The 23,752-nt window shown below is 70.9% G+C and carries 16 protein-coding genes; 11 read left to right on the top strand and 5 right to left on the bottom strand.

Going from position 1 to position 23,752, the window contains the following annotated elements; all coding sequences use genetic code 11:
- Positions 1–92 precede the first annotated feature (92 nt).
- The 3 genes from F3L20_RS20620 (at position 93) to F3L20_RS20610 (ending at position 7,676) form a co-directional block, all read left to right on the top strand.
- Positions 93–3,467, top strand: coding sequence for a pyruvate carboxylase (locus tag F3L20_RS20620; protein WP_150155626.1), 3,375 nt, complete (start codon positions 93–95; stop codon positions 3,465–3,467).
- Between the two features lie 170 nt (positions 3,468–3,637).
- The gene (locus tag F3L20_RS20615; RefSeq protein ID WP_150155625.1) at positions 3,638–4,450 is read left to right on the top strand and encodes an SAM-dependent methyltransferase; all 813 of its coding nucleotides are present in this window, start codon (positions 3,638–3,640) and stop codon (positions 4,448–4,450) included.
- Between the two features lie 214 nt (positions 4,451–4,664).
- A complete protein-coding gene (locus tag F3L20_RS20610) occupies positions 4,665–7,676 on the top strand; it encodes a family 16 glycoside hydrolase (protein ID WP_150155624.1) in 3,012 nt (1,003 codons plus the stop codon).
- Between the two features lie 439 nt (positions 7,677–8,115).
- Here the strand turns inward: F3L20_RS20610 and F3L20_RS20600 are convergent, their stop codons facing one another.
- Complete coding sequence (locus F3L20_RS20600) at positions 8,116–8,424, bottom strand: GNAT family N-acetyltransferase (protein WP_150155623.1); 309 nt, start codon at positions 8,422–8,424, stop codon at positions 8,116–8,118.
- 466 nt (positions 8,425–8,890) lie between these two features.
- Here F3L20_RS20600 and F3L20_RS34055 point away from each other — a divergent pair, with 466 nt between their 5' ends.
- A complete protein-coding gene (locus F3L20_RS34055; protein ID WP_167534570.1) occupies positions 8,891–9,169 on the top strand; it encodes a hypothetical protein in 279 nt (92 codons plus the stop codon).
- A 196-nt stretch (positions 9,170–9,365) separates the two neighbouring features.
- On the opposite strand, the gene F3L20_RS20590 is transcribed toward F3L20_RS34055, so the two are convergent.
- Positions 9,366–9,674 (bottom strand): ArsR/SmtB family transcription factor, encoded by a 309-nt coding sequence (locus tag F3L20_RS20590; protein ID WP_150155622.1) that lies wholly within the window; start codon positions 9,672–9,674, stop codon positions 9,366–9,368.
- A 61-nt stretch (positions 9,675–9,735) separates the two neighbouring features.
- Here F3L20_RS20590 and F3L20_RS20585 point away from each other — a divergent pair, with 61 nt between their 5' ends.
- The gene (locus tag F3L20_RS20585; protein WP_150155621.1) at positions 9,736–10,764 is read left to right on the top strand and encodes a zinc-binding dehydrogenase; all 1,029 of its coding nucleotides are present in this window, start codon (positions 9,736–9,738) and stop codon (positions 10,762–10,764) included.
- Between the two features lie 178 nt (positions 10,765–10,942).
- The gene (locus F3L20_RS20580; protein ID WP_150155620.1) at positions 10,943–11,734 is read left to right on the top strand and encodes a VOC family protein; all 792 of its coding nucleotides are present in this window, start codon (positions 10,943–10,945) and stop codon (positions 11,732–11,734) included.
- Between the two features lie 12 nt (positions 11,735–11,746).
- Here the strand turns inward: F3L20_RS20580 and F3L20_RS20575 are convergent, their stop codons facing one another.
- Positions 11,747–12,142, bottom strand: a complete 396-nt coding sequence (locus F3L20_RS20575) for a RidA family protein (RefSeq protein WP_150155619.1) — start codon at positions 12,140–12,142, stop codon at positions 11,747–11,749.
- A gap of 244 nt (positions 12,143–12,386) precedes the next feature.
- On the opposite strand from F3L20_RS20575, the gene F3L20_RS20570 reads away from it, so the two are divergent.
- Together F3L20_RS20570 and F3L20_RS20565 are read left to right on the top strand one after the other, a co-directional pair.
- The gene (locus F3L20_RS20570) at positions 12,387–12,725 is read left to right on the top strand and encodes an STAS domain-containing protein (protein ID WP_150155618.1); all 339 of its coding nucleotides are present in this window, start codon (positions 12,387–12,389) and stop codon (positions 12,723–12,725) included.
- A 145-nt stretch (positions 12,726–12,870) separates the two neighbouring features.
- Positions 12,871–13,683: a formate/nitrite transporter family protein gene (locus F3L20_RS20565; RefSeq protein ID WP_150155617.1), complete on the top strand. Its 813-nt coding sequence runs from the start codon at positions 12,871–12,873 to the stop codon at positions 13,681–13,683.
- Between the two features lie 35 nt (positions 13,684–13,718).
- On the opposite strand, the gene F3L20_RS20560 is transcribed toward F3L20_RS20565, so the two are convergent.
- Positions 13,719–15,593: an ATP-binding cassette domain-containing protein gene (locus F3L20_RS20560; protein ID WP_150155616.1), complete on the bottom strand. Its 1,875-nt coding sequence runs from the start codon at positions 15,591–15,593 to the stop codon at positions 13,719–13,721.
- A 302-nt stretch (positions 15,594–15,895) separates the two neighbouring features.
- Between F3L20_RS20560 and F3L20_RS20555 the strand changes: the two genes are divergently transcribed.
- The 3 genes from F3L20_RS20555 (at position 15,896) to F3L20_RS20545 (ending at position 21,283) form a co-directional block, all read left to right on the top strand.
- Entirely contained in the window at positions 15,896–16,471 is a 576-nt protein-coding gene (locus tag F3L20_RS20555) for a TetR/AcrR family transcriptional regulator (RefSeq protein WP_150155615.1), read from the top strand.
- Between the two features lie 52 nt (positions 16,472–16,523).
- Positions 16,524–17,708, top strand: coding sequence for a GDSL-type esterase/lipase family protein (locus F3L20_RS20550; protein ID WP_150155614.1), 1,185 nt, complete (start codon positions 16,524–16,526; stop codon positions 17,706–17,708).
- Positions 17,709–18,010: 302 nt separating this feature from the next.
- A complete protein-coding gene (locus F3L20_RS20545) occupies positions 18,011–21,283 on the top strand; it encodes a LamG-like jellyroll fold domain-containing protein (RefSeq protein ID WP_150155613.1) in 3,273 nt (1,090 codons plus the stop codon).
- Positions 21,284–21,362: 79 nt separating this feature from the next.
- On the opposite strand, the gene F3L20_RS20540 is transcribed toward F3L20_RS20545, so the two are convergent.
- Positions 21,363–23,720, bottom strand: a complete 2,358-nt coding sequence (locus tag F3L20_RS20540) for an AbfB domain-containing protein (RefSeq protein WP_206338805.1) — start codon at positions 23,718–23,720, stop codon at positions 21,363–21,365.
- Positions 23,721–23,752: the final 32 nt, after the last annotated feature.

Raw genomic sequence — 23,752 nt, 5'->3', positions numbered from 1 at the left:
ACGTGCCGGGGCGAGTGGCCCGGCTCACATGGCGTACCGGACCGGCCGCAGACACGATGGTCATCGTCACCGGCAGGCTGAAGGGATCGACCATGTTCCGCAAGGTGCTCGTCGCCAACCGCGGCGAGATCGCGATCCGGGCGTTCCGCGCGGGCTACGAACTGGGTGCGAGGACCGTCGCGGTCTTCCCGCACGAGGACCGCAACTCGCTGCACCGTCTCAAGGCCGACGAGGCCTACGAGATCGGCGAACCGGGGCATCCGGTCCGGGCCTATCTCTCCGTCGAGGAGATCGTCCGCGCGGCGCGCCGGGCGGGCGCCGACGCCGTCTACCCGGGCTACGGCTTCCTGTCGGAGAACCCCGAACTGGCCAAGGCCTGCGAGGACGCGGGCATCACCTTCGTCGGTCCCGACGCCCGCATCCTGGAGCTGACCGGCAACAAGGCCCGCGCGGTGGCCGCCGCCCGGGAGGCGGGCGTCCCCGTCCTCGGCTCCTCGGCGCCCTCCACCGACATCGACGAACTGGTCCGCGCCGCCGAGGAGATCGGCTTCCCCGTGTTCGTCAAGGCGGTCGCGGGCGGCGGCGGGCGCGGCATGCGCCGTGTGCAGGACCCCGCCCAGCTGAGGGAGTCCATCGAGGCGGCCTCCCGGGAGGCCGCCTCCGCCTTCGGCGACCCCACGGTGTTCCTGGAGAAGGCCGTCGTCGAACCCCGCCACATCGAGGTGCAGATCCTCGCCGACGGTCAGGGCGACGTCATCCACCTCTTCGAGCGGGACTGTTCGGTGCAGCGCCGCCACCAGAAGGTGATCGAACTCGCGCCCGCGCCCAACCTCGACCCGGAGCTGCGCGACCGCATCTGCGCCGACGCCGTACGGTTCGCCCGGCAGATCGGCTACCGCAACGCCGGCACCGTGGAGTTCCTCCTCGACCGCGACGGCAACCACGTCTTCATCGAGATGAACCCGCGCATCCAGGTGGAGCACACGGTGACCGAGGAGGTCACCGACGTCGACCTGGTGCAGGCTCAGCTGCGCATCGCCGCCGGCGAGACACTCGCCGGTCTCGGGCTGTCGCAGGAGACCGTCACCCTGCGCGGCGCGGCCCTGCAGTGCCGCATCACCACCGAGGATCCGGCCAACGGCTTCCGCCCGGACACCGGCCGCATCAGCGCCTACCGCTCGCCCGGCGGTTCCGGCATCCGCCTCGACGGCGGAACCACCCACGCGGGTACGGAGATCAGCGCCCACTTCGACTCGATGCTGGTCAAACTGACCTGCCGGGGCCGCGACTTCGGCGCCGCGGTGGGCCGCGCCCGGCGCGCGGTTGCCGAGTTCCGCATCCGCGGCGTGGCCACCAACATCCCCTTCCTGCAGGCCGTTCTGGACGACCCCGACTTCCAGGCCGGGCGGGTCACCACCTCGTTCATCGAGCAGCGCCCGCAGCTGCTCACCGCCCGCCACTCCGCCGACCGCGGCACCAAGCTGCTCACCTACCTCGCCGACGTCACCGTCAACAAGCCGCACGGCGAGCGGCCCGAGCTGGTCGACCCGATGACCAAACTGCCCGAGGTGCCGGCGGGGGAGCCGCCGGCCGGCTCCCGGCAGCGGCTCACCGAGCTCGGCCCGGAGGGCTTCGCCCGCCGGCTGCGCGAGTCACCGACCATCGGCGTCACCGACACCACGTTCCGCGACGCCCACCAGTCGCTGCTGGCCACCCGGGTCCGCACCAAGGACCTGCTCGCCGTGGCGCCCGTGGTCGCGCACAGCCTGCCCGAGCTGCTCTCCCTGGAGTGCTGGGGCGGCGCCACCTACGACGTCGCCCTGCGCTTCCTCGCCGAGGACCCCTGGGAGCGGCTGGCCGCGCTGCGCGAGGCGGTGCCGAACATCTGTCTGCAGATGCTGCTGCGCGGCCGCAACACCGTCGGCTACACGCCGTACCCGACGGAGGTGACCGACGCCTTCGTGCAGGAGGCCGCGGCGACCGGTATCGACATCTTCCGCATCTTCGACGCGCTCAACGACGTCTCCCAGATGCGGCCCGCCATCGAAGCGGTGCGGGAGACCGGCACGTCCGTGGCGGAGGTGGCTCTCTGCTACACCGCCGACCTGTCCGACCCCTCCGAGCGGCTCTACACGCTTGACTACTACCTGCGCCTCGCCGAGCAGATCGTCGAGGCCGGCGCCCACGTCCTGGCCGTGAAGGACATGGCGGGCCTGCTGCGGGCACCCGCGGCGGCGAAGCTGGTGTCGGCGCTGCGCCGGGAGTTCGACCTGCCCGTCCACCTGCACACCCACGACACCGCGGGCGGGCAGCTCGCCACCTACCTCGCCGCGATACAGGCGGGCGCGGACGCGGTGGACGGGGCGGTGGCCTCCATGGCCGGCACCACCTCGCAGCCCTCGCTGTCGGCGCTGGTCGCGGCCACCGACCACTCCGAGCGGCCCACCGGCCTGGACCTCCAGGCGGTCGGCGACCTGGAGCCGTACTGGGAGAGCGTCCGCAAGGTCTACGCGCCGTTCGAGGCGGGCCTGGCCTCGCCGACCGGCCGCGTCTACCACCACGAGATCCCCGGCGGCCAGCTGTCCAACCTGCGCACCCAGGCGATCGCGCTGGGCCTCGGCCACCGCTTCGAGGACATCGAGGCGATGTACGCCGCCGCCGACCGCATGCTGGGCCGCCTGGTGAAGGTCACCCCGTCGTCCAAGGTGGTCGGCGACCTGGCCCTGCACCTGGTCGGCGCGGGCGTCGACCCGCGGGACTTCGAGGACGACCCGGACCGCTACGACATCCCCGACTCCGTGATCGGCTTCCTGCGCGGCGAACTGGGCACCCCGCCCGGCGGCTGGCCCGAGCCCTTCCGCAGCAAGGCCCTGCGCGGCCGTGCGGAACCCAGGCCGGTGGCGGAACTGTCCGCCGAGGACCGCGACGGCCTGGCCAAGGACCGGCGCCCCACCCTGAACCGGCTGCTGTTCCCCGCCCCGACCCGTGAGTTCGACGCGCACCGGCAGTCGTTCGGCGACACCAGCGTGCTGGACAGCAAGGACTTCTTCTACGGCCTGCGTCCCGGCAAGGAGTACAGCGTCGACCTCGACCCCGGGGTCCGGCTGCTGATCGAGCTCCAGGCGGTGGGTGACGCCGACGAGCGCGGCATGCGCACCGTGATGGCCACGCTGAACGGCCAGTTGCGGCCCATCCAGGTCCGTGACCGGGCCGCGGCGTCGGACGTTCCGGTCACCGAGAAGGCCGACCGTGCCAACCAGGGCCATGTCGCGGCCCCCTTCGCCGGTGTGGTGACCCTCGCGGTCGCCGAGGGTGACGCGGTGGAGGCCGGCGCGACGGTCGCGACCATCGAGGCGATGAAGATGGAGGCGGCCATCACCGCGCCGAAGTCCGGCACGGTGTCCCGTCTGGCGATCAACCGCATCCAGCAGGTGGAGGGCGGCGACCTGCTCGTCGAACTCGCCTGAGCAACGGGCCTGACCATGCCTGGGGCATATGCCCCCGCCGGGGCCCCCGTCACCGTGACGGCGGCCCCGTACGAACGTCCGGCGCACCTTCGAACAAGCCTGCGCCGATGAGCTGTGGGACCGTAGATTGAGCGGCGACAACAGCTCTCGGATCATCACGGACGGTACCCATGACCGACCCTGCGACGGCACCCGGATCAGCACAGCAGAAGATCGACACCTCGGTGCCGCACTCGGCCCGCATCTGGAACTACTGGCTGGGAGGGAAGGACAACTACCCCGTCGACGAGGAGGCCGGCGACGCCTACACCGGCGTCTTCCCCGGCATCGTCACCATCGCCCGCAGCAGCCGCGCCTTCCTGCGCCGCAACATCACCTACCTGGCCGGCGAGCAGGGCATACGCCAGTTCCTGGACATCGGCACCGGCCTCCCGACGGCCGACAACACCCACCAGGTCGCCCAGCGGATCGCACCGGACGCCCGGATCGTCTACGTCGACAACGACCCGATGGTCCTCGCCCACGCCCGCGCGCTGCTCTACTCCACGCCCGAGGGTGCGACGGCGTACGTCGACGCGAACGTGCTGGAGCCGGAGCGCATCCTGGAGGCCGCGGGCAGGACCCTGGATTTCACCCGGCCCACCGCGCTGATCCTCAGTAACATCCTGGGGCACATCGCCGACTACGACGAGGCGCGGTCCGTCGTCGACCGGCTGATGTCCGCCCTGCCGTCCGGCAGTTACCTCTCGATCAACGACGGTTCGCGTGGCATCGACCCGGAGTTCGAGCGCGCCCAGGACGGCTACAACTCCAGCGGCGCGGTGCCGTACAACCTGCGCACCGTCGAGCAGATCACCTCGTTCTTCGACGGGCTGGAGCTGGTCGAGCCCGGCGTGGTCTCGGTGCAGCAGTGGCGTCCGGAGGCCGACGCGCCGGCCCCGAAGGTCATCGCCGAGCACGGCGGTCTCGCCCGTAAGCCCTGAGCCGTCCGGCGTTCCACGAAAGGCGGGTCCCGTACGTGCCGGGGCCCGCCTCTTCGTTGCCCGTCCGGCGAACTTTGAACTCATCGATGACAAAGTATGGACGGACTGAGCAGAAGTCTCCTACCGTGTCGGCGCAACCGTTGGCGTAATCACGTACTCGCCCATTCGGCACCGGAGTTGATCCGGCCCTCCGGTCGACCCAGCAGGAGGAAGCATGGACGCACGGCTATACCGGCATGTCCGAAGATCCCTCACAGGTCTGATCGTCGGCGCCTTCCTGGCGGGCGGGGTGTGGGGGTCGCCCCTGGCCTCCGCCCGGCCGGGCGCCGCGCCGCGGGCCGAGGTGCCGCCCCAGGAACCCGGCGTCACACTCCGCGTGTTCGACGTGCAGGTCCCGCTCGAGGAGATCTGCACGCTCAAGCCCGGCCAGACGCCCAACGTCGACCGGCTGGCACCGGTCGTCGACTTCAGCTCCACGGACGACTTCGGCGGGTTCGCGGACAACTTCGTCAGCCAGGTCACCGGCAACGTCCAGGTGCCGGCCGACGGTTCGTACACCTTCCGGCTGATCAGCGACGACGGCTCGCGACTGCTGATCGACGACCGGGTGGTCGTCGACCACGACGGACTGCACGGCGCGGAGCCCAAGGACGGCACCGTCGAACTCACCGCGGGCCTGCACGCGTTGCGCATCGACCACTTCGAGCGCGGCGGCGGCCAGCAGCTCACCCTGGCCTGGCGGCCGCCGGGCGCCGACGGCTTCACGACCGTGCCGAACGAGGCGCTGAGCACCGACGCCGGGGTGGTCCGGGTGACCGCGCCGGGCCGCAAGGAGTGCGAGGGCGTCCTCGACTCGCCCGGCGACGGCCTGCCGCTGAACGCCGTACGCCCCGACCACACGCTCACCGACCTGCGCCCCGATGGCTTCGAGCCGCAGGTCACCGGCATGGACTGGCTGCCCGACGGGCGGCTGGTGGTGAGTACCTGGGGCGGCACCGACAACACGGCCGGCGAGGTCTACGTCCTCGACCACGCGACCGGCTCCACCGGCCCCGACCAGGTGCGGGCCACGAAGATCGCCGACGGGCTCAAGGAGCCGATGGGCCTGAAGGTCGTCGACGGCACGGTCTACGTCTCGCAGAAGCACGAGCTGACCGAGCTGCGCGACAGCGACGGGGACGGCTTCCTGGACCGGTCCCGGACCGTCGCCACCTGGCCGTACGGAGGCAACTTCCACGAGTTCGCCTTCGGCCTGCTCTACGACAAGGGCTACTTCTACCTGAACCTGTCCGTCGCCATCGACTACGGCGGAGCCACCACCGACCCGCAGCCCGCACCCGGCCGGGGCGTCACCGTCAAGGTGAACAAGAAGACGGGCAAGGTCAGTTACCTGGCCGGCGGCCTCCGCACGCCCAACGGCATCGGCTGGGGACCCGGCGGCGGCATGTTCGTCACCGACAACCAGGGCGGCTGGCTGCCCGCGTCGAAGCTGGTCCACGTCCGGCAGGACCGCTTCTTCAACCACTACACCAACCCCGTGGGCCCCTTCGACAAGGAGCCGGTGACGCAGCCGGTGCTGTGGCTGCCGCAGAACGAGATCGCCAACTCGCCCAGCACGCCGCTGTACCTGACCAAGGGACGCTTCAAGGGGCAGATGCTGTTCGGTGACGTCACCTACGGCGGCCTCCAGCGCGCCTACCTGGAGAAGGTCGACGGCCAGTACCAGGGCGCCGTCTTCCGCTTCACCCAGGGACTCGAGGCGGGCGTGAACCGCATCAGCATGGGCCCCGACGGCGCGATCTACGTCGGCGGCCTCGGCGCCGACGGCAACTGGGGCCAGGAGGGGAAGCTCAAGTTCGGCCTGCAGAAGCTGACGCCCAACGGCGGCAACACCTTCGACATCCAGGCCATGCGAGTGCGCAAGGGCGGCTTCGAGCTGGAGTACACCCAGCCGCTGTCGCAGGAGACCGCCGAGGACCTGGTGAGCCACTACCGGGCCGAGCAGTGGCGCTACACCCCGACCCGCGACTACGGCGGCCCGAAGATCGCCGAGGAGACCCTGGAGGTGACCTCGGCGAAGCTGTCCGCCGACCGCAAGAAGGTCACCCTGGCGATCGACGGCCTCAAACCGGGCCGCGTGGTGCACGTCCGCTCCCCGCGCCCGTTCAGCTCCGCGTCCGGCGAGACCCTGTGGAGCACTGAGGCCTGGTACACCCTCAACGCCCTGCCCGGCCCGCAGCCCGCACCCGGCCCGGTGTACGAAGCGGAGGAGGCGTCCCTCACCGGCGCGGCCGGCATCAACACCGACCACCGCGGATATTCCGGCAGCGGCTTCGTCGACCGGTACGGCACCCAGGGCGCCACGACCACCTTCGACGTCACGGCCGGCAAGACCGGCAGCTACGACGTGGGCCTGCGCTACTCCAACGGCCCGAACCCCTTCCAGGGCGCCAAGTCCCTCTCCCTGTACGTCAACGGACAGAAGGTGAGGCAGACACAGCTGCGCAGCACCGGTGACTGGGACACCTGGTCCACCCAGCGGGAGACGGTGCGCCTGCGCGCCGGGCACAACACCGTCGCCTACCGGGTCGACGAGGGCGACACGGGGCACGTCAACCTCGACCTGATCACCGTCGACCGGCACGGCGCACCGGTCACCCTGTTCGACGGCCGGGGCCTGGACCGGTGGCAGCACACCGACGGACGCCCGGTGCAGTGGCCGGTCGCCGACGGGGCGGCGGAGGTCTGCTGCGGCGACATCCGGACCAAGGACAGCTACGACGACTTCCGGCTGCACGTCGAGTACTGGCTGCCGAAGCTGCCCCCGGACGTCACCGGCCAGGACCGCGCCAACAGCGGGGTCTACCTCCAGGACCGCTACGAGATCCAGATCCTGGACTCCTACGGTGACACCACCCCCGCCACCGACGAGGCTGGCGCCGTCTACCAGAAGAAGGCGCCCGACGTGAACGCCGCCCGCCCGCCGGAGACCTGGCAGTCGTACGACATCGTCTTCCGCGCCGCGCGCTACGACGCCGAGGGCCACAAGACGTCCGACGCCCGGATCACGGTGGTGTGGAACGGCAAGAAGATCCACGACGACGTGGCCGTCGACGGTCCCACGGGCGGCGGCGCCCCCGAGGGACCGGCGGCCGCGGCGATCCGGCTCCAGGACCACGGCAACACGGTGCGGTACCGCAACATCAGTATCGAACCGCTGAGTTGACGTCATTGAGGTGAGAAACGAGGGTGTGGCCGGGGACACGGGTGACCCGGCCACACCCTTGTGAGGGGCTACCTCGCCGCGGGGCTGCGGTGCGGAGGCCCGGCCGGACGGCACCATGTCGAGCGAGTCCGCCTCGGCGGAGCCGCCGCGGGCGCGGAAGCCGAGCATGCCGACGGCGGTGAGCATCGCGGCGACCGCCGCCGCGATGCCGCACACCAGGTAGGCGGCGGAGAAGCCGCCGCCCAGCGCCTCGGCGAACGCCGACCCGGGGCACAGCTCCCGTCGCAATCGGCGCTACCTGCGAAGACGCCGCCTACGTTGTCCACGGCACAGTCACGGCCACGCACCACTTCGGCCAGTTGATCGACCGTGATGTTGTCCGGCCGGATCCAGGGGCGCTTCGTCGGGTCGAACACCCCGGGCAGCCCAGCACGTCTTCTCAGTCACTGACCTGGCTTCGGGACTGGTACAGCAGGTCCTGGTACTCGGGGTGCCGGGCGATCCAGCCCGCGAAGAAGGGGCAGGTGGCGAGCACCCGCAGCTCCGCCGCGCGTGCCTCGTCCAGGGCGGTGCGGGCCAGCGCGGATCCGACTCCCCTGCCCTCGTACCGCGGCTCGACCTCGGTGTGCACGAACGCGATGAGTTCCGCCGTACGGATGTACTGCGCGATGCCCGCAGGCTTGGACTCCCCGTCGACGCGGGCCTCGTAGCGGTTTGCCTCGGGAGCGTCGCTGACCTCGACTGTCATGTGCCCTCCATGTGAGCCTGCTACCAGGCCTGCTACGACTCGGCTCGACGGCTTTCCGTCGGCCAGATCTTCACCCTAACCTCGTTCGGTTGATGCGTATCCTTCGGCTCGCGTTGCTGCACGCGGTCGCGGAACTGGGCGGCCTCGGTGGTGCGGTGCACCTCGCCGATCTCCGTCCAGGTTGCAGCTGGTGGCCACGTAGGGGCTGCCGCCTGCCGATGCCCGGGCCTGGGAGGCGCTCGGCGAGGGTCCGCCGGACTCGGGCTCGCGGTCGTCACCGTCCTGAACGGAGACCGCCCCGACCGTCGTGACGACAGGCGCTGACGACAGGCGCTCGCCCGACCCCAGGGCACTGAGACTCCCTCTGTGCCGTGTTGCCGCCACTGACTTCACGAACGACCTGGCTGGGCGCCCGCGATTCGGCTGACCGCGACGCTGTCAGGCCACTTTGACCGGATGACCACTCATGATCGACGCGGCCGAACGCGTTGATGCTGATCGCGACCCGCAGGACGGCCGAGATCTGCTCGTCGGTGAGGCCGGCGCGTGCGGCTGCTGCTGCGGCCCCTCGCCTGACTTCGTCGGCGTGAGTCGACACGGTCGCGCTCTTGGCGAGATCGCGCTGCTCGAGCAGCCGGTTCTTGTGCGGACTGCGATGCCGCGCGACGTCACGCGACGTTTCCCCGTCGGCGGTCCGGCAGCAGTGTGCCTGTGCCGAGGGCGTGCCGGAGCCGTGCCGGCATGATCATGTCCGCTGCGCGGGTGCGGGATTCGGGCGGTGATGCCGCACCCGCCATCAGACTGCCGACGCGTCCTCTTCAGGCCTTCGCCGTCGACATGGCGGCGGCCCGCCTCACACCTCGTCGGCCGACAGGACAGCGGCCCACTGGCGGCCTCGATCACGAACCCCACCTACTCACAGCACGAGATCTGTTGTCGGTCTAGAAGACGTCGCGCAGGGTATCCAGGAGGCACGCTATGTTCTCTTCGTCGCGGCGGTAGTAGGTCCACTTGCCTCGCCGGGTGGCGACCACCAGCCCTGCCTGCCGCAGCGTCGTGAGGTACTGAGAGGTGGTCGGCTGACTCAGGCCGGCGCGCCGCTGGATGTCACTCACGCAGACGCCGATCTCGACGTCCTCGGGCTTCTGGCCGGGGAAGCTCATCGGCTCCTTGAGCCACACCAACATCTGGCGGCGGGCTGGATTGGACAGAGCCCGGAACACAGCTAGCAACTCCGTCTCCGAGAACACGCGCTCATCGTAACGCAGTAATGTATTGACGATTTGCAATGTGTCGATTTATGGTTGTCGCATGTCCTCTTCGATGCGAGTGATCGAACTTGTCCGCTTCGGTGACCCCAAGGCCGCGTTCGCCGCCCGAGAGGTGCCGCTGCCTTCTCCGGGGCCGGGCCAGGTGCTGGTGCGGGTGATGGCCACATCCGTGAACCCCCTCGATCTGCAGACCCGGCGCGGCGACTACCAGGACCAGGTCGCGTTGCCCGCGGTGATCGGCAACGATGTGTCCGGCGTGGTGGTCGAGACCGGTCCCGGGGCAGATGGTTTCGAGCCGGGTGACGAGGTCTGGTACCTGGCACCGATGTTCGCCGGGCAGGGCACCTATGCCGAGTTCCATGTGGTCGACGAGGCACTGGTCGCCCGCAAACCCGCAGGGTTGTCGCACATCGAGGCCGCCGGTCTCGTGCTCGTCGGCATGACGGTGTGGGAGGCGCTCGTCGAACGCGCCGGGGTGCGGCCCGGGGAACGGGTCCTGGTGCACGGCGGAGCGGGCGGGGTCGGTTCGGTCGCCGTCCAGATCGCCGGCGCGCTCGGAGCCGAGGTGATCACCACCGCGCGGACCAGGGATCACGAGTTCGTCACCGAACTCGGCGCCGACACCGCGATCGACTTCTCGGCAGGTGACTACGCGCCGCAGATCCGCGCGATGGGCGGGGCGCACGTCGTCCTGGACACCGTGGGCCGGGACACCCTCAGCCGCAGCCCGGATGTCCTCGCCGACCGGGGCCGCGTGGTGTCCATCGTGGACACCCCCGAACCCCAGAACCTGCTCGCCGCGTGGGGCGTGAACGCGACCTACCATTTCGTCTTCGTCAGTCCCGGCCGGGCGAAGCTCGACGCCCTCGGCCGACTGGTCGACCAGGGGCGACTCCGACCGGTGATCGGCGCCGTGCTGCCACTGGCCGAGATCACGCAGGCACACGTACTGCTGGAAGGCGGCTCCGTCGGGGAGGGCCGTAGCCGCCCTCGCGGCAAGATCGCCATCGCCGTGCATCCCCCGGACCAGCCGACGCACGGGACGGGGGCCGCGGGCCGAGGGGAGTAGCGGAACCCCTTGCCCCCTCCCGGCTTCTCCTGTCGTTCACCACGGGTCCGTCGAAGCCGGAGGCGTGGGAGCACCGTCGTTCTCGCCGTCCGGGACGCCCGGACGGCGAGGCCGGAGGGCGCGTACCGGCGCCCGGTGGCAGGCTGAGGCCATTGGCAAGCTCCGAAAGGACCTCGCGGTGATCACCACTGACTTCGCCCCCGGCTCGCCCTGCATGCTCGACCTCGGCGTCCCCGACGTCCCGGCCGCCGCCGCCTTCTACGGCGCGGTCCTCGGCTGGGACTACGAACCGATGGACGAGGATATCGAGGGCGGCATGTTCCGCAAGGACGGCAAGATGGTCGCCGGCCTCGGCAAGCTCACCGAGGAGGGCGCCCGGCCGGCCTGGATGATCTACTACACCGTCACCGACGCGGACGCCACGACCCGGGCCGTGGAGAGCGGCGGGGGCACCGTCCGCGTCGCGCCGATGGACATCGAGCAGTGGGGCCGGATGGCGCAGTACAGCGACCCGCTGGGCGGCCAGTTCGCCGTGTGGCAGCCCAGGGAGAGCGCCGGCGTCGACCTGGTCGACGAGCCCGGCTCGCTGTGCTGGACCGAGCTGTACACGAGCGACGCGACCGCGTCCCGGCAGTTCTACGGCGACGTCCTCGGGTGGCGGTTCAGCGACATGCCGATGCCGGGCGGCGAGGGCACCTACACCCTGATCACGCCGTCCGGGCTGCCCGAGGAGCGGATGCACGGCGGCCTGCTCCAGGTCGGCGAGGACGCCCTGTCGCTGGCCGGCGGGCGGCCGTACTGGCACCCGGTGTTCGCGGTCGCCGACTGCGACGCGGCCGTCGCCCAGGTCAACGGGAAGGGCGGCAGCGTGCAGATGGGCCCCGTGGACGCGGAGGGGGTCGGCCGGATGGCCCTGTGCCTCGATCCCTTCCAGGCCGACTTCGTCCTGCTCACCCCGTCGGAGAGCTGACGGACCGGGCGGTCACCCGGCGGGGTCGGCCCGCCGGGCCTCCACCTCGATCTCGATCTTCATCCGTGGATCGGCGAGTCCGCAGACCATCATGGTCGCGGCCGGCCGCACCTGCCCGAAACAGCGACGCAGTACCGGCCAGCACGGCTCGAAGTCCCCGCGGTCCGGCAGCAGATAGCGCACCCGCACCACGTCGGCGAAACCGCACCCCGCCTCCGCCAGCGCGGCTCCGACGTTGCGCAGGCACTGTTCGGCCTGCTCCACGACGTCGTCGGAGATCGTCATGGTGGCGTAGTCGAACCCCGTCGTGCCGGACACGTGCACGCGGTCCCCGTCGACCACGGCACGGGCGTAACCGATCTGCTCCTCGAACGTCGAACCGCTGAGAATCGCACGTCGCCGCGTCATGGGCGGCACGCCGGGGCAGGTCGTCGCGGATCATCCGAATGGCGGATCATGTCGGCATCGTAGGTCGTCGGCAACCAACCGTGCCATGATGGGGGAACAAGAGACTGGTCGGCGTCACGGTGCCGGCTCGGGGCTCCGGTCGTCGCCCCCTTCCAGGGCAGTCGGATCCCTCCATCGTCGGCTTGCCCCCCACCGGGGCGCATCGCCTTTGGGCTCACCACCCCCTTGAAGGGGGCTGCCCACCATGCACTTCACCACACGGATCGACGGCTCCACCGCGCGGATCACCGTGCACGGAGACATCGACTACGACACACTGCCCACGCTCCGGGCCGCCGCCGCAACGCTGCCGCCGAGCGTGACCGAACTGGTCTGGGACCTGGAACACGCCCGCTTCATGGACGTCGCAGGTCTTCACCTGCTGTTCGAGCAGCAGGCACCGGAGTATCCGCCCCGCAGGACGACGGTGACCAACCTCGCCCCCCAGCCGCTGCGGCTGCTGCTCCTCGCCGCCGAGCTCAAGCCCGACCTGGAACTCACCCGGCTCTTCCCCGACACGCCGACGGCCCTGCTCGACGACTGACACGGAGCAGGCCGCCCGCCCCGTCCACCGCGGCACCGATGACGCGGTACGCACGGACGTGCGGGGGTACACGGCAGCCCTGGCGGCCCCCGAGGGGCCGCCGGCGTGTCCGTGAGACGAGGGAAGCCGGAAGCGGGGAACCGCCATGGAGCCTGACGAGCAGATCATGCAGGGCCCGGGGGAGCGGCGCGTCGCCGAGGCCGCGGAACGGATGGTGGCGGAGGGGCGCCCACGTCTGCACCGCACCTGGCTCGCGCTGGTGGCCACCTCGCTGCTGGGCGGCATCGACGTGGGCGTGGGCGTCATGACGCTGCTGTTCGTGCAGCACGAGACGGGCAGTGACCTCCTGGCCGGCCTGGCCTTCTCCGTGGGGCTGATCGCCCTGCTGCTCGGGCACAGCGAACTGTTCACGGAAGGCTTCCTGGTCCCCGTCGCCACCGTGATTGCCGGCGCGGCCACCTGGCTCGGCCTGCTGCGGATGTGGGCGACGGTCCTGGTGATGAACCTGGTCGGCGGATGGGCGTTCGTCTGGATCGTGATGCGGGCCTTCCCGGATCTGCACGGCACGGCGGCCGAGACAGGCGCGAAGTTCGTCGACGGCGGGTACTCCCTGAGCACCTTCTGCCTGGCCGTGCTGGGCGGCGGCGTCATCACGCTCATGACCCGCATGCACCAGGGGACCGAATCCATGACCGGGAAGATCGTCGCATCGGTGTCGGCGGCGTTCGTGCTCGCCGGGCTCGGACTCTGGCACTCCGTCCTGGACTCCCTGATCGCGTTCGCAGGCCTGCACGCCGGCGGCACGTCCTACGGGTACGGCGACTGGGTGGTATGGCTGGGCTGGGCGGTCCTCGGCAACGTCGTGGGCGGCCTGCTGCTGACGACGGCATTGCGCCTCGTACGCAGTGCGCCGGTGCTGAGCGAGGACAAACCCTCGACGAAGGCCGGCGGCGCCTGAGCCCTGGCGGTCGCCGGCCCTTCCCGCTGGGGGTTTCAGCGGTCCTGCGACAAGTGCAGCAGGTCGGCGAAGGTGCCCCCGGCGTGGACCAGATCGTCGTAGGTGCCGTGCTCGGTGATGCGGCCCTGCTCCATGACGACGATGTGATCGGCGATCCTCGTGTTCTCCAGGCGGTGGGTCACCACGATGGTGATGCGGTCGCCCGCGATCGCCTTGATCCGCTCGAAGATGCCGTGCTCCCCGCGCGGGTCCATCTGCGACGTCGGCTCGTCGAGGATGAGCAGCGGCGGACGCCGGAACAGGGCCCGGGAACAGGCGAGCCGCTGCCACTGGCCGCCGGACAGTTCGGCGCCACCGAAGATCTCCCGGGCCAGGAGCGTGTCGAGACCGCGGGACAGGCCCTCCACCGCGTCGCGCATCCCGACCGCGTCGACCGCCTCCCACACCTCGTCGTCGCCCGCGCCGCGCGGCTGCCCGAGCGTCACGTTCTCCCGGACCCGCAGCGGCCACTGGGCGAAGATCTGCGGCACCAGACCGGTGCGGCGCCACACCCACGCGGGGTCGGTCTCCGCGAGGTCGACGCCGTTCCAGGTGACCCGGCCCTTGTCCGCGAGGTGGATGCCGGTGATCAGCCGGGTCAGGGTGCTCTTGCCGGACCCGTTGACGCCGACGACCGCGAGGATCTCGCCGCGTCGCAGCGTCAGCGACACGCCGTCCACGGCGGGCTTCTCCTTGCCCGGGTAGCGGTAGGTGACCTCCTCGAGGCGGATCTCCTCCACCGGGGTCCCCAGCTCTTTTCGACCCCGCCGCGGGGCCCGCGCCGCGGCGTCGTCGAGGAACGCCTGCATGTCGCTGAGGTACAGGCTGGTGTGGAACACCGCCGCGCCGTTCATGACGACCTGGGACAGCGCGGCCAGCGTCGTCTGCACGGCGATCACCGCCGTGGCGGCGACGGCCGGGGCGATGCGCCCGGTGGCCGCGAGCCAGGCGAGCATCCCCCAGGTCAGCACCAGGAACCCGCCGCCCGCGAGGGACGACAGCAGGGTGATCCGCAGGGTGCGCGGGGCGGCGGACAGCGACCGCCGGTCCACCCGCTCGGACAGGGCGCGGTACCAGTGGAGGATGTAGTCCGTCATGCCGTTGGCGCGGACCTCGTCGGCGTACTTCGGGGTGGTCGCCCACCAGCGGGTCATGCCCCGCACGGTGCGGTCGGCGACGTTCGCGTAGTGGATCTCGTAGTCGACGCGGGCGGTGAGGACGGCTCCCGCGCCCGCCGGGGCGACGGCCAGCAGGAGCAGCGGCAGCATCAGCGGGTTCAGCACCGACAGGACGCCGCCGGCGGTGACCATCTTGATCAGCGCGGCCATGAAGCGCTGGGCGTCCGTCACCATGACGTGCGTGCGCATCACGCCCATCTCGGCGGCCTCCTGACGGTCGGCGAAACCGTCCACGGCGTACGCCTCGGCCTCCACCCGGCACACGGCCTCGACCAGCGCGCAGTCGGTCTCCGTGGTCAGCCGCGGGGTGATCCGCCGCTCGGCGTACGTGGCCAGCGCGACCGACGCCCGGGCGACGGCGCTCGCCGCCGCGACGACGACCAGCGCCGGCAGCGCACCGCGCAGCCGGTCCTCGACCGCCCCCGGGCCGAGCAGCGGGCCCATCGCCCTGGCCGTCGCGGTCAGCAGGAGGGCCGCGGACACGCCGGTCACCAACTGGCAGGCGAGGAGCAGCAGCACGGCCCGGCGGTCGGTCCGCCACGCCATGGCGCAGATCCGCCGCAGCACCGAGGGGAGCTGGGAGCACAGGGCGCGGAAGCCGACCTGGCCGAGCGGGTTCACGGAGTGGTGTCCCGAGAAGGTGATCTCGGCGGGCGGCGGGGGCGGAACGGCCTGGGCGGTCGGTCGGGTCACGGCACTTCTCCCTGCTGGTCCGAGGGGTGAGGGCGACGGCACCCGGCTCAACGAGGAGGCCGCCGGTATCGAACACACGTGTTTCGGACGACGTCCTGCCCGTGCGGGACGCGGTGGCGCGGGTACGAGTGCCTGGATCACGCGGCCTCCCGAGGCGCGGCGGGTGGCCGAAACGCCGATCGCCGATGGGTGGGGGACCAGAGGGTTCCCCCGCACTGCGTGTGAGCGGCTTCACCGGTACGGGTTTTGCCTAAAACCTTTAGGTAGGGACATACTCGCTATAGCCGAAGGAAAGGATGGCTATGGTTCCGCGCGCAGGACTGACCACCGAACGCCTGACGAGAGCGGGGGCGGAACTCGCCGATGAGGTGGGGTTCGACCAGGTGACCGTCTCGGAGCTCGCCCGGCGTTTCGACGTCAAGGTGGCGAGCCTGTACTCGCACCTGAAGAACTCGCACGACCTCAAGACCCGCATCGCGCTCCTCGCCCTGGAGGAGCTGGCCGACCGCGCCGCCGACGCGCTGGCCGGACGGGCCGGCAAGGACGCCCTGGTCGCCCTGGCGAACGTCTACCGCGACTACGCCCGGGAGCACCCCGGCCGCTATGCGGCGGCCCAGTTCCGGCTGGACCCGGAGACCGCCGCGGCCAGCGCGGGAGTGCGGCACGCCCGGATGACCCGGGCCCTGCTGCGCGGCTACGACCTGGACGAACCGGACCAGACCCACGCCGTCCGCCTGCTGGGCAGCGTCTTCCACGGCTACGTCAGCATCGAGATGGGCGGCGGCTTCAGCCACAGCGCCCCCGACACCGAGGAGACATGGTCCCGCGTCCTCGACGCGCTGGACGCCCTCCTGCGCACCTGGCCGCCCGCGTCCTGACCCCGCGGTGCCCCCTCTCACCCATCCACCCCCACCACGGACGGACCGAGACATGCCCTCCGCACCCCTTGCCCACACCACTCCCGTCACCGCGGACCTCGTGCGCGGCGCCCTCGATCTGGAGCAGACACCCGACGGTCTGCTGCCGCACCGCCTGCCCGCCTGGGCGCGCGCGCAGAACACCGACGGACAGCTCGCCATGGCCGAGTCCCAGCCCTCCGGTGTCCGCCTGGTCTTCCGCAGCCGGGCCACGGTCGTCGAACTCGACACGGTCCCCACCAAGCGCGTCTACGTGGGTGCCCCGCCCCGCCCGGACGGCCGGTACGACCTGGTCGTCGACGGCGAGCACGCGGGACAGACGTCCGCGACCGGCGGCAACACCGTCACCATCGACATGTCCACCGGGAACGCCGAGATGAACTCCGGGCCCGCGGGCGGCGTGCGCTTCGACGGCCTGGCCGACCGCGACAAGACGGTGGAGATCTGGCTGCCGTACAACGAGATCACCGCGCTCGTCGCCCTGCGCACCGACGCCCCGGTGGAGCCGGCACCGCCCTCGAACCGACGGACCTGGCTGCACTACGGCAGCTCCATCAGCCACGGCTCCGACGCCGCGAGCCCCACCACCATCTGGCCCGCGCTCGCCGCAGCGGCCGGCGGGGTGGAACTGGTCAACCTGGGCTTCGGCGGCAGCGCCGTGCTCGACCCGTTCGTCGCCCGGACCATACGCGACACACCGGCCGACCTGATCAGTCTGAAGATCGGCATCAACCTCGTCAACGGCGACGTGATGAGGCTGCGCGCGTTCGGTCCCGCCGTGCACGGCTTCCTTGACACGGTCCGGGAGGGTCACCCCGACACCCCGCTGCTGGTCGTCTCACCGATCCTGTGCCCCATCCACGAGGACACCCCCGGCCCCACGGCCTTCGACTTCAGCCGGCTCGCCGAGGGGAAGCTGTCGTTCACCGCGTCCGGCGACCCGGAGGAGCGGGCCGAGGGCAAGCTGACGCTGAACGTGGTGCGCGAGGAGCTGGCACGCATCGTGGAGGAGCGCGCGAAGGACGACCCGCACCTCCACCATGTCGACGGCCGCGTGCTGTACGGCGAGGCGGACCACGCCGAACTGCCGCTGCCGGACCGGCTGCACCCCGACGCCGCCGCCCACCGCCGCATCGGCGAGCGCTTCGCCGCCCACGCCTTCGCGGACGGCGGCCCCTTCGCCGACGCCGCGAGCTGACCTGGCCCGGCCGCCCTTGGGGCCCGGCCGCCCCTCCCCGCGCCCGGCCGTCCATGGAACCTGGCCCTCCTCGCCACCGGCCGCCCTCTCCTGGGGGGCGGCCGGTGGCGTTCGCTTCACCATCCGCAAGCCCGGCCGCTGTTGACGCACAGTCACCTCTGCGCAAAGCCTGGACAGCCGCCGCACCTCGTGTTGTCATTCCGCTGCACACCGGATTTCCAACGTTGGAATAACTCCCGGCGGAGCTGACGGCCACCCCCGTTCCGCCGTGGCCCCATGCCCCCAGCGCGAGGAAAGGTTCGATGACCAGACAACACCCCCGCCCGCGGTCCAGATGGTGGGCCGTGCTGACCGTGACAGCCCTGGCCCTGTCCACGGGCGCCCTGGCACCCGCGGCGACGGCCGCGGCACCGGCAGCCGACGGCGCGTCCGCCGCCCGGGCCGCCGACAGCGACGTGACGGTGCACGGGCTGAAGGGCGAGTACTTCCGCATGTCGGCGCCCGGCGCCCGGGACTTCGCCGAACTCGGTGGCACCCAGCTCGAGCCGCAGATCAACCTCGCCGGCCTGACCGGCACGTTCGAGGAGCTCACCGGGCGGACGGAGCACACCACCGCCCGGTGGACCGGCCAGATCGAGGTGCCGAAGACCGACGACTACACCTTCTACGCCATCGGCGACAACGGCTTCCGTCTCTTCATCGACGGCGAGCCGGTCATCGACCACTGGGAGCCCGACTGGGACCGCGAGCAGACCAGCGCCCCGGTCACCTTGACGGCCGGCAAGAAGTACGACTTCCGTATGGAGATGTTCCAGGACGTCGGCGGGGCGAACATGTTCCTGCGCTGGTCGACGCCGACGCTCCCCAAACAGCTCGTCCCCATGACGGCGTTCACCCCGCCCGCCGACTTCGAGGTCTACCCCGTCGAACTGACCGTGGGTCAGGACGGACGCACGCTGCGCGCCCGCTTCGGCGGCCGGGTGAGCGACCTCGCGCGGGCGGCCGAGCACCTCAAGGTCGAGGCCGACACCACGGCCATGCCGATCACGTCGGTGAAGACCGTCCCCGGTGACCGCAACTCCCTCCAGGTCACCCTCTCCGAGGCGATCCAGAAGAACCAGACGGTCCGCGTCGTCTACGACGGCGAGGGCGGCCTCAAGGCCGGCGGCGAGACCGTGCCCCGTGTGGCCCGCTACGCCGAGAACGTCTCCACCCACCGCCTCACCACCCCGTGGGGCGACAAGGTGGACAAGAACAACCCGCTGCCCGAATACCCGCGCCCCCAGCAGGTCCGCAAGCAGTGGAAGAACCTCAACGGCCCGTGGCAGTTCGGCGCCGCGAAGGCGGGGGAGCAGCCCGTCTTCGGCAAGAACCTCGACGAGAGGATCGTCGTGCCGTTCCCGGTGGAGTCGCAGCTCTCCGGGATCGAGCGGCACGAGGACCACATGTTCTACCGCAAGCTCGTGGACGTGCCGAAGAACTGGAAGGTCGGCAGGAGCGGCAAGGAACGACTCAAGCTGAACTTCGGCGCCGTCGACTACCAGGCCCGCGTCTGGGTCAACGGCAAGAAGGTCGCCGAACACCGCGGCGGATACAACGCGTTCAGCGCCGACATCACCGACGCGCTCACGAACAAGGGCCCCCAGGAGATCGTCGTCGCCGTCACCGACACCGGCGGCGCCGACCAGCCGCTCGGCAAGCAGTCCACGAGCCCCGGCGGCATCTGGTACACCCAGTCCTCCGGCATCTGGCAGACCGTGTGGATGGAACCCGTCGCCGAGACGTCCATCGACAACGTCGTCACGACGCCGGACATCGACACCAGGTCGCTCGCCGTGACCGTCGAGTCCGCCGGCGCGTCCGCCACGGCACGCGTCGAGGCCGTCGCCCGCGACCACCGCGGCAAGGTCGTCGGCAAGGTGTCCGGCCCCGCCAACAAGAAGCTCCGCCTGCCGGTCGCCCGTCAGCACCTGTGGAGCCCGGACGACCCCTACCTCTACGACCTCGACGTCACGCTGAAGGACGGCCGCTCCACCGACACCGTCGACAGCTACTTCGGGATGCGGAAGATCGGCATCGAGGACGTGGGCGGTTACAGGAAGCTCGTCCTCAACGGCAAGCCCGTCTTCTCCCTCGCCACCCTGGACCAGGGCTTCTGGCCCGACGGGCTCTACACCGCACCCAGCGACGACGCCCTGGCGTTCGACCTGAAGGCGCACAAGCAACTCGGCTTCAACGCCGTCCGCAAGCACATCAAGGTGGAGTCGCCGCGCTGGTTCTACCACGCGGACCGGCTCGGCCTGCTGGTCTGGCAGGACTTCGTCTCCGGCAACATCACCAACGCCACCGGTCAGAAGGCGTTCGTCGACCAGGGCCGCGAGATGATGCGCCAGCACCACAACTCGCCCTCCGTCATCGGCTGGATCGTCTTCAACGAGGGCTGGGGCGAGTGGAACCGCGAGGAGACCGGCAAGCTCACCGACGCCGTCAAGGCCGCCGACCCCTCCCGCGTCGTCAACGCCCACAGCGGGGTCAACTGCTGCAACAGCAAGGGTGACTCCGGCCGGGGCGACATCATCGACCACCACGACTACACCAACGAGGACCCGCCCTTCCCGGACCACCGCGCGGCGATGGACGGCGAGCACGGCGGCTTCACCCTGCGCTCCCCGGGGCACATGTGGCCCGGCCCGCCCACCGTCATCTACAGCGGCGTGGACAGCAAGGAGGCGCTGACCCGCAAGTACGTGGAGAACACCGAGAGGTTCTACCTCGACCAGGCCGGCGCGGAACTGTCCGGATCCGTGTACACCCAGATCACCGACCTGGAGAACGAGCTCAACGGCCTCTACACGTACGACCGCCGGGAGATCAAGGTCGACCCGAAGCAGGTGCGGGAGATCAACCTCAAGGTGATCGCCGCCGGCGCCTCCGCCGGTCAGAGGGAGCAGCTCAAGGGCGGCGGCCACTGGTCCCTCGACGAGGGCACCGGCTCCACCGCCGAGGACGACGGTCCGAACGGCAAGGCGCTGAAGCTCACCCCGGGCACCACCTGGACCACCGGGGTCGACGGCGGCGCGCTGAAGTTCGACGGCAGCGGGCAGTTCGCCCAGACCGACGGGCCGGTGCTCGACACCACCGGAAGTTACACGGTCTCCGCCTGGGTCACCCTCGACGCGCTGCCGGGCAACTACGCCACCGCCGTCAGCCAGGACGGCCGGCGCCAGGCAAGCCCGTTCTACCTCCAGTACGGTCAGGGCGCGTTCGCCTTCAGCGCCCCCGACGGCAAGCGGGCACGCCTGGAGACCCGGCCCGAACTCGGCCGCTGGTACCACCTGGTGGGTGTCCGGGACGGCGCCACCAACCAGATCACGCTGTACGTCGACGGACAGAAGGCGGCGACGGTCACGGGCGGTCCCCACTACGTCGGCTCCGGTCCCCTCGCGGTGGGCCGCGCCAAGTGGAACGGTGACGACACCGACTTCTGGAACGGCTCCGTGGACGAGGTCCACGCCTACGACAAGGCGCTCAGCGCCGAGGAGGTGACCGCCCTCCACCAGGCGGAGAGGCCGTAACACCGGCAACGACGAGGGGGCGGACGCCACGGCGTCCGCCCCCTCTCGCGTGCCCGTCACTCCGGGGCCGGCGTACGGATCAGGGAGTCCAGGGCGCCTCCACCGCCCACGTCGTGTCCTCGGTGAACAGGACGGGGGAGTCGTAGGCACGCGTCCCGCCCGGGACCGCCAGCCACAACTCGGCGTCGTAGTGGCGCAGATACTGTCCGGGGAAGTTGTACGCGGACAGCCGGAACCCGCCGTCGGCCCCGCGCACGGGGCAGAACGTGGCGTCCGCGCGGAACAGGTCACCGCTGCCGCCCTCCTTGTACACACGCGAGTTGCGGTGCCGCAGGTACTCGCCCGGGTAGTTGCGCGACTCGAACGAGTAGCAGGAGGTGTCCGCCAGGCCGGGAACGATCCGCCAGGTGGCGTCGGCCTTCAGCAGCGCACCGCTGCCGCCGCTCACCACCTCGGTGAAGGCGGCACCGTCCCTGTGGCGCAGGTAGCGGTCCGTGTAGCCGGGTGTGGTGACGCGCAGGGACCTGAACTGGCCGGCGGGCAGGGTCACCGGGGCGGCCGGTGAGCGTGAGGCGTCGATCAGGGCCCGGTTGGCCGCCCGGACCCGTGCCTCGTCCACCTTGACCACCTGGCGGTCGTAGGTGAGCAGGCCGTTCGCCTCGTTCTCCACGTCGGTGATCTCGGTGTAGACCGCGGCGGACAGGCCACGGGGCAGGCGCACCTCGCGGATGCCGTCGAGGAGCCCGACGAACCGGTTGTTCAGATGGGTGAGGTCCGGCTGGTCCTCGTAGCTGAAGCCGCCGCCCGGGTACCACTCGTGACCCGTGACCTCGAAGCCGAGCCCGCCGTACTCGCCGAGCACCGCGGCCCGGGTGGAGCTGGGCACCGTCGTGCCGGGTCCGACGTAGACGTGGTGGTCGACGACGTCGCCGTTCCCGCCGTCGACGGCACCGCAGCAGTTGACCCCGCTCATGTTGTCCACCAGGCGCGACGGGTCGTACGCCTTCACCTCGTTCGCGATGCGCGCCTGGTCGTACTGGCCCCAGCCCTCGTTCTGGTTGACCCACATGACCAGCGCGGGGGAGCTGCGGTGCTGGTCGATGACGCGGTCGTACTCGGTCTCCCACTGCGCGCGCGCCGCGGCGTCCGGAGTGCGCTCCATGGACGGCATGTCCTGCCAGACGAGGAGCCCGAGCCGGTCGGCCCAGTGGAACCAGCGCTGCGGCTCCACCTTGATGTGCTTGCGCACCATGTTGAAGCCCAGGTCCTTGTGCTTCTGCAGGTCGAACCGCAGGGCCGCGTCCGTCGGAGCGGTGTAGATGCCGTCCGGCCAGTAGCCCTGGTCGAGTGTGCCGGTCTGGAACACGAACCGGCCGTTGAGCACGGGCCGCAGGACGCCGTCCACCCGGGCGAGACCGACGGTGCGCATGCCGGTGTAGCTGCCGACCGTGTCGACCGTCGCCGAGCCGGACAGCAGGTCGGCGCGCACGTCGTAGAGGAAGGGATCGTCGGGTGTCCACCGGTGGGCGTTCGGCACCGGGACGGTGAACTCCGTGCCGACGGGACCGGTGGCCGTGCCGACCGTGGTGCCGCCGGAGGACACGGTCACGCGGGCCTGGTGTCCGCTCGTCCCGGCGCCCCGCACGGTCACCTTGAGCCGGCTGTTGGTGAGGTCGGGCACCATGTCGAGCCGGGTGATGTGCGCCGCCGACGTGGGCTCCAGCCACACCGTCTGCCAGATGCCGGAGGCGGCCGTGTAGAAGATGCCACCACCCGGGTGCGGGGTGACGTCGTTCAGCCGCTGCTTGCCGACCGCCTGGGTGCCGTTCTGGGTGGGGTCCCACACGGAGACGACGATCGTGTTGGAGCCGCCCCGGTTCAGCAGGTCGGTGATGTCGTACGAGAAGGCGTCGTAGCCTCCGTCGTGCACGGCTCCCGCCTGCCGGTCGTTGACCCACACGGTGGTGCGCCAGTCACTGGCGCCGAAGTGCAGCTGGACGCGCCGGCCGTCCCAGCCGGCCGGGACGGTGAACGTGCGTTTGTACCAGAGCTTGTCGTTCTGGGTGATACGGCGCTGGATGCCGGACAGCGCCGACTCGGCGACGAACGGCACCCGGATCTGCTCCGGGAACGCGGCGGGCCGGCCGGCGTTCGCCGCGGTGACGGCGAAGTCCCAGACGCCGTTGAGGTTCGCCCAGTCGGGGCGGGTGAGCTGTGGGCGCGGATACTCCGGCAGCGGGGTGTCGACGGGGACCTGGTTCGTCCAGGGCGTGGTCATCGGCGCGGGCTTCGGCGTCCACGCCGCGGGTGCCGCGGTCGCGGCCCCGGGGACGGTGAGGGCGGTGCCGGCCAGCAGGGCCAGCACCGCCAGAACGGTCGCCGTCCACCGCGGTCTCGGGCGGGCGGCGGGTGGGACGGGTGCGGGTGTCCTACGCATCGTCACTCCTCGGGAAGTGGGGGTGGGAGACG

Source organism: Streptomyces tendae (assembly GCF_008632955.1).
GTDB lineage: Bacteria > Actinomycetota > Actinomycetes > Streptomycetales > Streptomycetaceae > Streptomyces.
Note: the sequence above shows the minus strand (reverse complement) of the source record. Positions and strands in the feature narration are given on the sequence as shown.